12 protein-coding genes are annotated in these 12,775 nt (G+C 71.7%); 8 read left to right on the top strand and 4 right to left on the bottom strand.

Annotation, left to right across the window (positions count from 1 at the left end):
• Positions 1 to 197 precede the first annotated feature (197 nt).
• On the bottom strand, positions 198 to 824 hold the full coding sequence (locus ACIRP7_RS29185; RefSeq protein ID WP_403665244.1) for a winged helix-turn-helix transcriptional regulator: 627 nt from the start codon (positions 822 to 824) through the stop codon (positions 198 to 200).
• 87 nt (positions 825 to 911) lie between these two features.
• Here ACIRP7_RS29185 and ACIRP7_RS29190 point away from each other — a divergent pair, with 87 nt between their 5' ends.
• From ACIRP7_RS29190 to ACIRP7_RS29210, 5 genes are all read left to right on the top strand, one after another.
• On the top strand, positions 912 to 2,120 hold the full coding sequence (locus tag ACIRP7_RS29190) for a pyridoxal phosphate-dependent aminotransferase (protein ID WP_403665246.1): 1,209 nt from the start codon (positions 912 to 914) through the stop codon (positions 2,118 to 2,120).
• 94 nt (positions 2,121 to 2,214) lie between these two features.
• Positions 2,215 to 4,545: a hypothetical protein gene (locus ACIRP7_RS29195; RefSeq protein WP_403665248.1), complete on the top strand. Its 2,331-nt coding sequence runs from the start codon at positions 2,215 to 2,217 to the stop codon at positions 4,543 to 4,545.
• Between the two features lie 18 nt (positions 4,546 to 4,563).
• Complete coding sequence (locus tag ACIRP7_RS29200) at positions 4,564 to 4,956, top strand: hypothetical protein (RefSeq protein WP_403665250.1); 393 nt, start codon at positions 4,564 to 4,566, stop codon at positions 4,954 to 4,956.
• 351 nt (positions 4,957 to 5,307) lie between these two features.
• Entirely contained in the window at positions 5,308 to 5,931 is a 624-nt protein-coding gene (locus ACIRP7_RS29205; RefSeq protein WP_403665252.1) for a hypothetical protein, read from the top strand.
• A gap of 57 nt (positions 5,932 to 5,988) precedes the next feature.
• Positions 5,989 to 6,411: an acyl-CoA thioesterase gene (locus ACIRP7_RS29210; RefSeq protein WP_403665254.1), complete on the top strand. Its 423-nt coding sequence runs from the start codon at positions 5,989 to 5,991 to the stop codon at positions 6,409 to 6,411.
• A 1-nt stretch (position 6,412) separates the two neighbouring features.
• Here the strand turns inward: ACIRP7_RS29210 and ACIRP7_RS29215 are convergent, their stop codons facing one another.
• Positions 6,413 to 6,808 carry a winged helix-turn-helix transcriptional regulator gene (locus tag ACIRP7_RS29215; RefSeq protein ID WP_403665256.1) on the bottom strand — a complete coding sequence of 132 codons (396 nt, stop codon included), beginning with the start codon at positions 6,806 to 6,808 and terminating at the stop codon, positions 6,413 to 6,415.
• A gap of 112 nt (positions 6,809 to 6,920) precedes the next feature.
• Between ACIRP7_RS29215 and ACIRP7_RS29220 the strand changes: the two genes are divergently transcribed.
• Complete coding sequence (locus tag ACIRP7_RS29220; RefSeq protein ID WP_403665258.1) at positions 6,921 to 8,351, top strand: MFS transporter; 1,431 nt, start codon at positions 6,921 to 6,923, stop codon at positions 8,349 to 8,351.
• A gap of 174 nt (positions 8,352 to 8,525) precedes the next feature.
• Here the strand turns inward: ACIRP7_RS29220 and ACIRP7_RS29225 are convergent, their stop codons facing one another.
• On the bottom strand, positions 8,526 to 9,395 hold the full coding sequence (locus ACIRP7_RS29225; RefSeq protein WP_403665506.1) for an NAD(P)H-binding protein: 870 nt from the start codon (positions 9,393 to 9,395) through the stop codon (positions 8,526 to 8,528).
• 87 nt (positions 9,396 to 9,482) lie between these two features.
• On the opposite strand from ACIRP7_RS29225, the gene ACIRP7_RS29230 reads away from it, so the two are divergent.
• Positions 9,483 to 10,280: a helix-turn-helix domain-containing protein gene (locus ACIRP7_RS29230; RefSeq protein ID WP_403665260.1), complete on the top strand. Its 798-nt coding sequence runs from the start codon at positions 9,483 to 9,485 to the stop codon at positions 10,278 to 10,280.
• Positions 10,280 to 11,086: a chitosanase gene (locus ACIRP7_RS29235; protein WP_403665262.1), complete on the top strand. Its 807-nt coding sequence runs from the start codon at positions 10,280 to 10,282 to the stop codon at positions 11,084 to 11,086. Before ACIRP7_RS29230 ends, ACIRP7_RS29235 begins: the two co-directional genes overlap by 1 nt.
• A gap of 257 nt (positions 11,087 to 11,343) precedes the next feature.
• Here ACIRP7_RS29235 and ACIRP7_RS29240 read toward each other — a convergent pair whose 3' ends face one another.
• Positions 11,344 to 12,723 (bottom strand): 8-oxoguanine deaminase, encoded by a 1,380-nt coding sequence (locus tag ACIRP7_RS29240; RefSeq protein WP_403665264.1) that lies wholly within the window; start codon positions 12,721 to 12,723, stop codon positions 11,344 to 11,346.
• Positions 12,724 to 12,775: the final 52 nt, after the last annotated feature.

Here is a 12,775-nt window from a genome sequence, read left to right on the forward strand (position 1 = left end):
AAAAGCCTGATGGCTCGACAAGAAGGCCCGCTTCGGCGGGCCTTCTTCCGTCACGCCACACACAGCGGCTTCGCGATCGCGCCGCCCCCGGCCACCTCGACCCGACCGACGCGGGTGCCGTCGGGAGCCTGATCGAGCGGGTACGCCTGTGAAACTGACGACTCGTCAAGAAAGCCCCCGCCGACGGCCTTCTCCCGTCACCCCGCCCGCAGCAGCTTCGCGATCGCGCCGTCTCCGGCCACCTCGACCCGGCCGGTCCGCACCGCGTCCGGCAGGCTCAACTCGCCGCGGCTGAGCGCCTCGCAGGTTTCGGCGTCCAGGACCAGGCGGGCGTCGGGCTCCCGGGGTGCCGGCCCCTCGCCGTACGCGGGTGCGTCCTGTGCGCCGACGTGCAGATGGAACTCCCCCTCCTCCAGCCGCACTTCGACGAGTCCCTCGCCCTCCAGCGAGCGCAGCAGCGGCAGCGCGAACCAGTGCGCGCGCACAGCGTCGGTGGGCCGTCGGTCGCCGAGCTCGGGTCCGCCCCAGGCGCCTAGGGCCTGCAGCACGGGCAGCAACTCGCTTCCGCGACCGGTGAGTTCGTAGACGTAGGCCGCCCCGGGCGGGGGCAGCCGGCGCCGAGTGGTCAGGCCGTCGCGTTCCATGTCCTTCAGCCGTGAGGCGAGTACGTCCGTGCTCACGCCCGGCAGGTCGGCGTGCAGGTCCGTGTAGCGGCGCGGGCCGGCCAGCAGTTCCCGGACGATCAGCAGGGTCCAGCGGTCGCCCACGACGTCCAGGGCGCGGGCCGCGGAACAGTACTGGTCGTAGCTTCGGCGAGGTGACATGCGACGCAGTCTAGACAAGTTGTTGGACTTTCCAAGCTCCTACTTGGTAAAACCAAGCAACACAGGTAACCGGAGAGGCAGCAGCGCATGGAGTTCCGGCAGTCGAGCAAGCTCAGCGAGGTCTGTTACGAGATCCGCGGCCCGGTGATCGAGCACGCCGACGCACTGGAGGAGGCGGGCCACAGCGTGCTGCGCCTCAACACCGGCAACCCCGCGCTGTTCGGCTTCGAGGCGCCGGAGGAGATCCTCCAGGACATGATCCGGATGCTCCCCAAGGCGCACGGCTACACGGACTCCCGGGGCGTCCTCTCCGCCCGCCGAGCCGTGGCGGGGCGCTACCAGACGCTGGGCCTGGAGGTCGACGTCGACGACGTCTACCTCGGCAACGGCATCTCCGAGCTGATCTCGATGGCCGTACAGGCACTCGTCGAGGACGGCGACGAAATCCTCATCCCCGCCCCCGACTTCCCCCTCTGGACCGCGGTCACCACCCTCGCCGGCGGCAAGGCGGTCCACTACCTCTGCGACGAACAGGCCGACTGGTACCCGGACCTGGACGACATGGCCTCGAAGATCACGGACCGCACCAAGGCCGTCGTCATCATCAACCCCAACAACCCCACCGGCGCGGTCTACCCGAAGGAGATCATCGAGGGCATCCTCGATCTCGCCCGCCGGCACGGCCTGATGGTCTTCGCCGACGAGATCTACGACCAGATCCTGTACGACGACGCCGTGCACCACTCCGTCGCCGCCCTCGCCCCCGATCTGGTCGTGCTGACCTTCTGCGGCCTGTCGAAGACGTACCGGGTGGCGGGCTTCCGCTCGGGCTGGCTGGTGGTCACCGGCCCCAAGCAGCACGCGAAGAGCTACCTGGAGGGCCTGACCATGCTGGCCTCCATGCGGCTGTGCGCCAACGCCCCCGCCCAGTACGCCATCCAGGCCGCGCTCGGCGGCCGCCAGTCCATCCACGAGCTGACCGCGCCCGGGGGCCGGCTGTACGAACAGCGCACGGTGGCCTGGGAGAAGCTCAACGAGATCCCCGGTGTGACCTGTGTGAAGCCGAAGGGCTCGCTGTACGCCTTCCCGCGTCTCGACCCCAAGGTCCACAAGATCCACGACGACGAGAAGTTCGTCCTGGACCTGCTGCTGCGGGAGAAGATCCAGGTCGTCCAGGGCACCGGCTTCAACTGGCCTGCCCCGGACCACTTCCGCATCCTGACGCTGCCTCACGCGCAGGACCTGGAGGCGGCGATCGGGCGGATCGGGCGGTTCCTGAGCGGATACCGGCAGTAGCTGGTGGTGTTGCGGGGATTCATGGTCGGGGAGAGCGGGGATGCCATAGAGTGCGGCCACTGATCCGCAGGGTCGGGGGATGGGGGGATCCCGGGTGTTCTCGTCTCGTCGCCGTGCCTCGGACACACCGTCGGCCTTACGCGTCCGTGTCGTACTGCTCGTCCTGAGCGTCGGCCTCTTCGGCAGCCCGTGGGTGCAGGGGCCCGTCCGGGACCTGTACGAGCGGAAGTTCCACATCGAGGGGTCCGACAGCAAGAACCTGCGCCGGCTGCTCGAAGCGGCGTTCGTCCCCGCCTGGGACACGTCGGACGCGCGATACGGCACCACGTCCGCACTGGTCGTGAACGACCTCTCCGTCCTGTTCCTGCTGGCGGGCCTCGCCTTCTTCCTGTGGCGGACGTCGGTCCGCGGGAAGCCGGGCCTGCTCCGCTGTCTCGTCGTGGGTGTGTCGGTCTCGGTGGCCTCCAACCTCCTGTGGTGGGGCCTGCACAGGACCTTCGTGCCCGAGGTGCCGCTGGCGCCGACCGACATGATGCTGGACTACCTGCTGCCCGGTGGCCTGCTGTTCGGCCTGGCGGCGGGCGTGCTGCTCGTGCTCCTGACCGGCGGCCCGCCGGGGATCCGGGCCAGGAGCTCCGTCGGCGCCGTCACGGCGCCGCTCCGCCGCTGGAGAGAGGGAGGGCTCGGCATGACGACGGCGCCGGTCCGCATGCCGGTCGGGAGCGCGCCGGGTGATGTCACCCGGTATCTGTGCGCCGCGGCCTACATCGACGAGAGCTTCGCCGAGCGAGTGGTGGAGGACCTCCTGGCCGACGAGGCCGGCGCCGTGGCGGCCTCGCCCGACGTCGACCTGGTGACGGTGGTACGTCACTGTCTGACGGCCCAGGAGTTGCGCCGCTCCCGCGACCTGCGGCTGACCGCGGCCTTCGCCGTACTGGCGGTGTTCGCGCCCCTGTGGCTGGTGTTCGTCACGGTGTTCCTGTCGGCCGGCCGGCGGGCCGGCGGCCGGCCGAGCCGGGCCACCCGGGGCCGGCACCAGCCCGAGGGCAGGGTGCTGGTGGGCACGGTGATCACGGCCGGCATCACGGTGCTCGTGGCCTTCGCCTTCGGTGTCCTCGTCTCGGCGCTGCCCGCCCCCGGCTTCGTGAGCTGGCTGCTGGGCGCCTATCTGGCCGGGGTACCGGCCGTGCTGCTGTCCGTCGCGGTGGTGGCGTGCGCGTACGTCACGGTCGTACGCCATGATCTCGCCGTCGACCGGCTGCTGCGCACGACCATGACCCGCGAGGCCTTCGCCCGGCAGCCGCGGCCGACCGTGCCGCGGCGGAAGTGGATGGCCGAGCGGCTGACGGCCATCAGGGAGGCGCAGGACGGGAACGTCACGGTGTACAGCGGGTTCACACCCTTCATCGGCTATGCGGAGGCCGCCTCGCAGTGGTCGCTCAGCGTGCCGCTGCTGCCCGCCGGCAACCCCGTGGCAGGGGTGCCGCGCCGCCCTGCCGACCCTGAGCCGTTCACCGTCACCGAACTCGTCGACCACGTACGCGTGCGACTGCGGGCGACCGCCACCCACGGCACGGCCGACGGGACGCCGGCGGATGTCGCCGAGTCCCTCGCCTCCCTCGTCGTCGAGGACCGGGTCTTCGCGAGCGGCACGAGTATCGGCGACGACGAGCGGTTCATCAGGACCTGGAGCCTCGCCCCGGCCGCGCGACTGTCGGCCGACGAGGTCGAGCGGATCACGGAACGTCCCACCGGGGCCGTCCGCCACTATCTGGCCGTGCATGTCCCGCTGTGGGGTGGGGACGTGGTGCCGAGCGTCTTCCTGCACTTCTCGACCACGGGACGCACGCTCCACCTGCACTGCAGCAACCACGTACTCGCTCCGGTGCGCGCCGAGTACCACGTCGTGGACCGGCTGCACGGTCCCCTCTCCCCCGCGGCGCGGCGCGGACTGCTGTTGGAGGCCGTCCCCCGCACCGGCAAGGCGTTCTACGCGGCGCCTTTCAGGGCGCTGCGGCAGAGCTACTTCGACGAGCGGCACAGCAGACGGATGACGGACGAGCTCAAGGCCCTGGAGGAGGACCCGGTCTACGACTTCGGCGCCCGGACGAGCATCCGGGAGCTGGCGCTGAGTCCGGACTACCACAACTACTTCCAGGTCGTGGACGCCACCCGGATCACGTCCCTGGTGGAACGCCACACCTTCGCCGCGATCCGTGAGTTCCTCGCCGCGCGCGGCTACGACATCGCCGACTTCCGCGCCCAGCAGCAGACCATCCTCAACCAGGGCCTCATCCAGCAGGGCGGGACGAGCATCATCGGCAACCAGGCGATCGGTACCGGCGCGACCGCCACGCAGAACGTCCCCCAGCAGCAGTCCGGTGCGGCGGCGGCGCCGGGTGCCGTCGGCGGCTCCGGCACATAGTCCGAGGAGGTCCTCATCATGGGCAACGACGACCGGCGCCAGGACCCTCCGGTCAACAACGGCGTCATGATCAGCGGCGGTACCCACTACGTCGGCAACCAGGCCGTGGGGCACGGCGCCCAGGCGTTCTCCGGCGCGGTCTCCTTCCAGCCGCAGGACGCCGAGCGTACGGCCGAACTCCTCGCGCACGTCGAGCAGTTGCTGGCGGAACACCGGGCGGCGCTCGCCGACCCCGACGCGACCGGCAGGGAACTGCGCCGCCTGCGCGAGGAACTCGACGAACCCGAACCCCAGCCGACGGTCCTGCGACGGGCCCTCGACCGCCTCAACGATTTCGTACAGCCGGTGACACCGCTGGTCGTCGCGGTGGGACAACTCGCGCAGTCGGTGCAGGGGTTGCCGGGGGTGTGAGGCGGGGGTGTCGGGGGGCGGTCGGCCTGCCTGGTCGGTGGGATCGGGTGCCGGCCGAGGTGGACGCGGCGCACGCGAAGACCGAGGGGTGCGTCGGGCTGGTGGCGTCGGCCCTTTCCTGCGCATGCTCACCGCCGTCGGCTCGGCCCGCCCCCTTTCCGGCCGGGTTTCCGGCCGGGTTTCCGGCCGGGTTTCCGGCCGGGTTTCCGGCCGGGTTTCCGGCCGGGAGCGGAACCCGGGCGGCCGGTGATCGCCGGGCGGGATGTCAGACCCCCGTCGTAGCCTTCGAAGCGGAGGGGGCAGTGATCCGTACGGTCCGTCGTGCGGCCCCTCCGCCGGAAGGAGCACGCCGTGACGCGACCGCCCACCGCCGCGCAGCGGCGTGTCATCGACGCCGCCGATCCCGTCACCGGGCGGTTGAAGGGCACCGAGGCCCAGCTGGACGCGCTGGTGAAGCGCGGGCTGGCCTTCCGGCACCCCCGGCCGCCGCACGACCATTTCCTGACCCCGGCCGGGCACCGCATCCGGGAGACGGTCGAGGAGGAGCCCGAGCGGCCCGCCGACCAGGCCACCGGCGTGTTCGCCGCGCACATCGGCGGCACCGAGGAGGCCGCGGAGAGCGGTCCGGCCCGGGCGCGTGAGGTGCACAGCGCCTGGCAGGGGCTGCTGGAGCTGCGCCGGATGACCAACCCGGACGGGGCCACGGACCGGCCCTGCGGCTGGGAACGCGCACATCTCGTACAGGCGGCCGCCCTCGCGCTGGAGGCGGCCGGGCACGCGCCGGAAGCGGGGGGCTCGTCCGGCTACCGGGTGCGCGCGACTCCGCAGCCCGAGGCCGTGGCCGTGCACGCGCCGGACGGCGAGGCGCTGCGGGCCTGCGCGATCACCCTGGAGGGGGCCGGCTGGCAGGTCGGCGAGTACACCGAACCGCGGACCAGGGCCCGGTACCTGCTGGCCTCGCCGCGCCGGGTGTAGCGGGCACATGCCAGGATCGGGTCCAGCAACTGCCGTTGCCTGAGAGGGGATTGACGCATGAGCGAACCGTATTCCGTGCCGGTGACCGTCCGCGGGTACGAGACGGACGTGCAGGGACACCTCAACCAGAGCGTGTACATCAACTACGCGGAGCACGCCCGCTGGTCGCTGCTCAAGGCCGCCGGGATCACCCAGGCCGGGCTCATCGGCAGCGGAGTGGGCCCGGTGGCCCTGGAGACCACCATCCGCTACCGGCGGGAACTGCTGGCGGGCGACGAGGTGGAGGTGACCTGCGCCTTCGAGTGGGGCGAGGGCAAGACGTTCCGCATACAGCAGACGATCCTCAAGAAGGACGGCACGGTGGCGGCCGAGATCACGGCGGTCGGCGGGATCATGGATCTCAAGGAGCGGCGACTGGTCGCGCAGCCCGTCGAGGTCTTCAAGGAACTGGCCGCCGACCCGGGCCTGTTCGGGCTGTAGCTCAGGCCGGCTCCGGTTCCCGCTCGGCGTCGTAGAGCGCCCGCGCCTCGGCGATGTAGACCCTGTTGCGCTCCGCCCAGTCGGTGAGGCGTTGCAGGGTCTCGTGCAAATCGCGGGCAACGGGGGTGAGTTCGTACTCCACCCGGGGCGGCACCGTGGGATGGACGGTGCGGGTGACAAGGCCGTCGCGCTCCAGGTTGCGCAGGGTCAGGGTCAGCATGCGGCGGCTGATGCCCTCGATGCTGCGCTCCAACTCGGTGAACCGGATGGGTCCGTGGGCCGCCGCGACGAGGATCTGCACGCTCCATTTGCCGGAGACCCTGTCAAGAACTTCCCGCACCGGACACGCGTGCGCGTTCACGACCTGCACGGTTACACCGGTGTTCCTCTGGGACATCGAGCTGCCTCCTTACACCGCTCTCCATGGTCACTGACGATGTTGCCCGTTACAAGTCGTGCACCGAAGCCCGTTGCCGGAATCCATGGAGAAAGCGGAGGCCACGCCCGCCATGACAACCGTCGTCGAAACCCCGACACGAACGCCGCAAAGAACCTACTCCCGCTGGACGGCCCTGGTCGTCCTGTGCGCGGGGACACTCATGACGATCCTGGACGGCAACATCGTCACGGTCGCCATGCCGGCCGTCCAGAGCGACCTCGGCTTCTCCGGGCCGGGCCTCGCCTGGGTGGTCAACGCCTATCTGATCCCGTTCGGGGGGCTGCTGTTGCTGGCGGGCCGACTGGGCGACCTGGTCGGGCGCAAGCGGATGTTCGCGACGGGGCTCGCCGTGTTCACGGCGGCGTCCGTGCTGTGCGGGGTGGCCACCGGCCAGGGCACGCTGATCGCGGCGCGTGCCCTGCAGGGCGTCGGCGGGGCGATGACCGCGGCGGTGGTGCTCGGCATGCTGGTCGCGCTGTTCCCCGAGCCTCGTGAACAGGCCCGTGCGATCGCGGTGTTCAGCGCGGTGGGCGCGGGAGGCGGGGCGCTGGGCACGTTCCTCGGCGGGGCGCTGACGCAGGCACTGAACTGGCACTGGATCTTCCTGATCAACCTGCCGATCGGGATCGTCGCCCTGGTGGCGGCGATTCGGGTGCTCGCCCCGGAGGCCGGCGAAGGGCTCGGCCGGGGCGCGGACTATCCGGGGGCCGCGCTGGTGACGGGGGCGCTGATGCTGACGGTGTACGTGATCGTCGGGTCCGGCGACCGCGAGCCGGCCACCACGCTGGTGCTGGCCCTGGCCGCCGTCGCCCTGTTCACGGCGTTCACCCTGCGCCAGGCCCGTGCCGCCCGTCCCCTGCTGCGGCTCCGGCTGTTCGGTTCCCGACTGCTGTCCGGCGCGAACGCCGTGCAGATCCTGATGATCGCCACCATGTACGGCTTCCAGTTCCTGGGTGCGTTGTATGTCCAACGCGTCCTCGGCTTCCGCGAGTTGCTCACCGGCACGGCGTTCCTGCCGGCGCCGGTCGTGATCGGACTGCTGATGCTGGGGCTGTCGGCGCGGACCATCGGGCGGTTCGGCCCGTACCGGGTCCTGCTTGCGGGGCTCGGCCTCATCGTCGCCGGGATGGCCCTGCTGAGCCGTGCGCCGGCCGGCGGCTCGTACCTCGCGGACGTTCTTCCGCCGCTGCTGTTGCTGTCCGTCGGGTTCGCCGCGGCGATGCCCGCGCTGACCGGGCTCGCCATGTCGGGAGCGCGGGAGGAGGACGCGGGGCTGGCGTCCGGGCTGTTCAACACCACGCAGGTGGTGGGGGGTTCGCTGGGGCTGGCGGTGCTGTCGGTGCTGGCGGCGGGTCGGACGGAGGGGCTGCTGGCCGACGGGGGCGAGGTGGTCTCGGCGACGGCGGAGGGATATCAGCTGGCGTTCCGGGTGGGAGCGGGGATCGCGGTGGGGGCGTTGGGCTTGGCTGCGGTGGTGCTCCGGCCGCGAGGGGAGGTCTGAGCCGCCTTCGCATGTGCCTCGCTGCGCCGTCTCGCGACTGCGGGTACATCGTGGCTGATCGCGCAGTTCCCACAGCCCCTTCGGGGCGCAGCCGCAGGCGCCGTGACTGCACCCGCCAGGGGCGCGGGGAACTGCGCGACCAGCCCCCACCGCCCCGCAGCCGACACACAACGGTCAGCCTCCACCCCCACCGAACGACCCCTTGTGGTCCTGGGCCCACTCCCGATACGTCCGCGCGGGACGCCCCAGCACCTCCTCCACGTCCCCGGTGACCACCGCGTTGCCGCCCTCGGCCACGAAGCGGACGCTGCGCAGCATCCCCTCCGCGGACTCCTCGCTCCAGCCCGACGCGACCAGCAGTTCACGCGTCTGGGACGGGGTCAGGTCACGGAGTTCCACCCGGCTGCCGAGCACCTCCCCCAGCGCGGCCGCCTGGTCGTGGGGGCTGAGCGTCTCGGGGCCGGTCAGGGTGTACGTCCGCTCCACGTGCCCCGGACCGACCAGCGCCGAGACCGCGATCTCGGCGACATCCCGCGGGTCCACCACCCCCTGCCGGCCCGTTCCCAGCATGTTCGGGACCAGCTCACCCGAGCGGAGCGCCGCCGCCCAGCTCAAGGTGTTCGACGCGAAGGACGACGGCCGCAGGATCACCCACTCCAGGCCGCTGCCCCGGACCGCCTCCTCGCCGTGTCCGTGCGCGATGCCGCCCAGGCCCGTCCTGGGATCCCCCGCGCTGATCGCGGAGAGCTTCACCACTCGCCGTACGCCCGCCGCCCGGGCCGCCCGCACCATCCCCCCGTCGGTGTCGGCGTCCTCCGGGCCGAACACGCCCACGAGGAGGGCGGCGTCGGCGCCCGCCATGGCCGCTGCCACGGAGTCGAGGTCGCGAGGGTGACCCCGGACCGCCTCCACCCCGGGCGGCAGCCGGTCCCCGCCCGGGTCCCGCGTGAGCGCGCGCACCTTCTCGCCGCGCGCCACGAGCCGTCGTACGACGTCGCTTCCGATGGTGCCCGTGGCACCCGTGACCAGGATCATGGCCACCACGATGGGTGCCGCACCGGTCCGGCCGATAGGAAATTCCGGCACGTTTCGCGCACCCGGACCCCCCTGCCGCGCGCTTACGGTGGAGGCGTGACCAACTCCGTCTCCGAGCATGCCCCGCGCACCCCCGACGCGCTGGGTCCGTGGATCGCCGGGATCGGGGCCCTGGACGTGGAGGCGGATCCGCGGGAGCCGTTCGTCCAGTTGCCGGACCCCTCGACCAAGGTGATCGTCCGCAGCGAGGCGCGGGGCCGGCCGACCCTGCTGGTGTCGGGACCACGCGTCCGGGCCACGTACCACCGGGGCAAGCCAGACGTGTCCTGCGTGGAGGTGCGCCTCGCCCCCGGCACGACCCGCGCGCTGCTGGGCGTCCCCGCGGTCGACCTCGTCGGGCGGATCGTGCCGCTGGGCGCACTGCCGGGCCCCACCGCGCGGCGACTGGCGTACGAGCTCGGGCGGCTGGAGCCCGAGGGCGTGGTCGCCCGGCTCGCGGACGTCCTTCCGGACCGGCTGCCCACCGCGGCCGACCGGGCACGCGCCGAACTGCTGCGGGACGCGGTCGCCGCGCTGTCCGTCCGCTCCGGTCATACACCCGGTCAGGTCAGCGAGGTGGCTCGTGAACTCGCCGTCAGCGAGCGACAGTTGCGCAACCTGTTCAGCGACGGTGTCGGGCTCTCGCCCAAGCACTACGCCCGCATCGACCGCGTCCGCGCGGTGCTGGCCCACGCCTCCGAGCTGGCCTCCGCCGAACTGGCCGCCGTCACCGGCTACTACGACCAGTCCCATATGACGTCCGACTTCCGCACCCTGATGGGCGTCCCGCCGCGCTCGTACCTCACCGGACGGCTTCCCGCTCCCCGCTCCTGCCAGACGATCGACAGACTGTGATGCGATTCCGCAGAACCGCCGCCCGTCGCACCCTGCTCGCCGCCCTCGGAGCCGGAGTGCTGAGCTCCCGGTGGCCGTCCGCCGGGGCCGCGGGCCCGACCGGGCTCGACGACCCGGTCAAGAAGGACCTCGCGATGCGGCTGGTGTCCAGCGCGGAGAACTCCTCGCTGGACTGGCAGGCGCAGTACGCCTACCTCGAGGACATCGGGGACGGCCGCGGCTACACCGCCGGCATCATCGGTTTCTGCTCCGGTACGAGCGACATGCTGGCGCTGGTCGAGCTGTACACGCAGCGAGTCCCCGACAACCCGCTGGCCCCGTATCTGGCCGCCCTGCGCACGGTGGACGGCACCGACTCCCACGACGGGCTGGACCCGGGGTTTCCCGCGGCCTGGCGGGAAGCGGCGCAGACGTCCGCGTTCCGCCAGGCACAGCGGGACGAGCGGGACCGCGGCTACTTCGACCCGGCGGTCGCGCGTGCCAAGAAGGACGGTCTCGGCACACTCGGCCAGTTCGTCTACTACGACGCGATGGTCATGCACGGCCCCGGCACCGACCCCCTGAGCTTCGGCGGCATCCGCGACCGGGCACGCAGGGCCGCGGACACCCCCACGGACGGCGGCGACGAGACGGCTTACCTGCACGCCTTCCTAAACGCCCGGGTGTGGGCGATGAAGCAGGAGGCGGCGCACAGTGACGTCAGCCGGGTCGAGACGGCCCAGCGGGTCTTCCTGGAACAGGGCAATCTCGACCTGGACCCGCCGCTCAAGTGGAAGGTGTACGGGGACAGTTACGAGATCGGCTGAGCGGGGACGGCCTCCATGGGGTGGGTGACCTCGCGTGCGTCCCCGCCCCGGCCGAGGTGGATTTGTGGCGAGTGCGAGTGAGTGGCGGTGCCGGATGGGAGGTGGTGCGAGTGGTCGTGCGGGACCGGAACGGAGACCGTTCCGGGGCGCGTGCGTCCAACACGCGCCCCGGGCACGGCCGCCATGGAACCCGGCATGCGGGGTCCACGGCTGCCGGCCGGGAGCCGTCCCTCCCGACCGGAGTTCTGGTGACGTGGTCAGCCCTGCGCGGCGATCCGCGTGAGGCGCTGGGCCTGTTCCCGCGTGGAGCGTGCGATGGCGTCCTCGTCGACGTGCAACAGGCGGCTGTTCTCGACGATCTGACGGCCGTTCACGAAGGAGGCCGTGACGGGGGCCGCCGCGCCGAAGACCAGCGCGGTCACCGGGTCGGCGATCGAGGCGTGCGCGAGGGTGTCGAGCTTCCACAGCACCAGGTCGGCGAGCTTGCCCGCCTCCAGGGAGCCGGTCTCCGCCGCGCGGCCCAGGACCTGGGCGCCGCCGTAGGTGCCCAGGCGCAGCGCCTGGCGGGCGTTGAGAGCCGCTTCCCGGTGGGCGCCGAGGCGGTTGATGAGCAGGGCGTTGCGCAGTTCGGTGTGGAGTTCGCCGGACTCGTTGGACGCCGTGCCGTCGACGCCGAGGCCGACCGGCACACCGGCCGCGAGCATGTCCGGGACCCGTGCGATCCCCGCCGCCAGACGGGCGTTGGACGAGGGGCAGTGGGCCACACCCGTCTTCGTCCGGGCGAAGGCGGCGATGTCGGAGTCGTTCATGTGGACGCAGTGCGCCATCCACACGTCCTCGCCGAGCCAGCCGGTGGACTCGAAGTAGTCGGTGGGGCCCATGCCGAACAGTTCCTTGCAGAACTGCTCCTCCTCGACGGTCTCCGAGCCGTGGGTGTGCAGCCGTACGCCGAGGCGGCGGGCCAACTCGGCGCCTTCACGGAGGAGTTCGGTGGAGACGGAGAAGGGCGAGCAGGGGGCGACGGCGACCTGGGTCATCGCGTCGAAGGAGGAGTCGTGGTGCTCCTTGACGGTCGCCTCGGTCGCGGCGAGGGCGCCCTCCAGGGTCTCGACCGCGAAGTCGGGGGGCAGGCCGCCGTCCTTCTCGCTGCGGTCCATGGAGCCGCGGGCGAGGGTGAAGCGGACGCCCGTCTCGCGGGCGGCGCGGATGATCGCGCCGGACAGGTCGCCGGAGCCTGCGGGGAAGACGTAGTGGTGGTCCATGGCGGTGGTGACGCCGCCGCGGGCCATCATCGCGAGCGAGCCCTGCGCCGCCGCGTAGACCATCTGCTCGTCGATGCGCGCCCAGGTCGGGTACAGGGCGACGAGCCAGTTGAAGAGGTTGTGGTCGGTGGCGAGGCCGCGGGTGATCCACTGGTAGTAGTGGTGGTGGGTGTTGACCAGGCCGGGGGTCACCAGGTGGCCGGTGGCGTCGATACGGCGGTCGACGTTCTCCAGGCCCTCGGGGGCCCTGCCCGCGCCGAGCGACTCGATGCGGTTGCCGGCGATGACCAGGTGCCCGGAGGCGTACTCCGTGTCGTCGGCGTCGACCGTCGCGATCGAACAGTTCTCGATGACGATGCGCTGGGCTGCTGCCATGATGCGTCTCCTTCACTGTGCGGAGTGGGCACGGCAGGACCCTGGGATTTGA

This window comes from Streptomyces sp. NPDC102270 (assembly GCF_044766405.1).
Lineage (GTDB): Bacteria > Actinomycetota > Actinomycetes > Streptomycetales > Streptomycetaceae > Streptomyces.

Coding starts and splice junctions, on each gene's coding strand:
- ACIRP7_RS29185 (WP_403665244.1), bottom strand. CDS start 824: ATGTCACCTCGCCGAAGCTACGACCAGTACTGTTCCGCGGCCCGCGCC.
- ACIRP7_RS29190 (WP_403665246.1), top strand. CDS start 912: ATGGAGTTCCGGCAGTCGAGCAAGCTCAGCGAGGTCTGTTACGAGATC.
- ACIRP7_RS29200 (WP_403665250.1), top strand. CDS start 4,564: ATGGGCAACGACGACCGGCGCCAGGACCCTCCGGTCAACAACGGCGTC.
- ACIRP7_RS29210 (WP_403665254.1), top strand. CDS start 5,989: ATGAGCGAACCGTATTCCGTGCCGGTGACCGTCCGCGGGTACGAGACG.
- ACIRP7_RS29215 (WP_403665256.1), bottom strand. CDS start 6,808: ATGTCCCAGAGGAACACCGGTGTAACCGTGCAGGTCGTGAACGCGCAC.
- ACIRP7_RS29220 (WP_403665258.1), top strand. CDS start 6,921: ATGACAACCGTCGTCGAAACCCCGACACGAACGCCGCAAAGAACCTAC.
- ACIRP7_RS29235 (WP_403665262.1), top strand. CDS start 10,280: ATGCGATTCCGCAGAACCGCCGCCCGTCGCACCCTGCTCGCCGCCCTC.
- ACIRP7_RS29240 (WP_403665264.1), bottom strand. CDS start 12,723: ATGGCAGCAGCCCAGCGCATCGTCATCGAGAACTGTTCGATCGCGACG.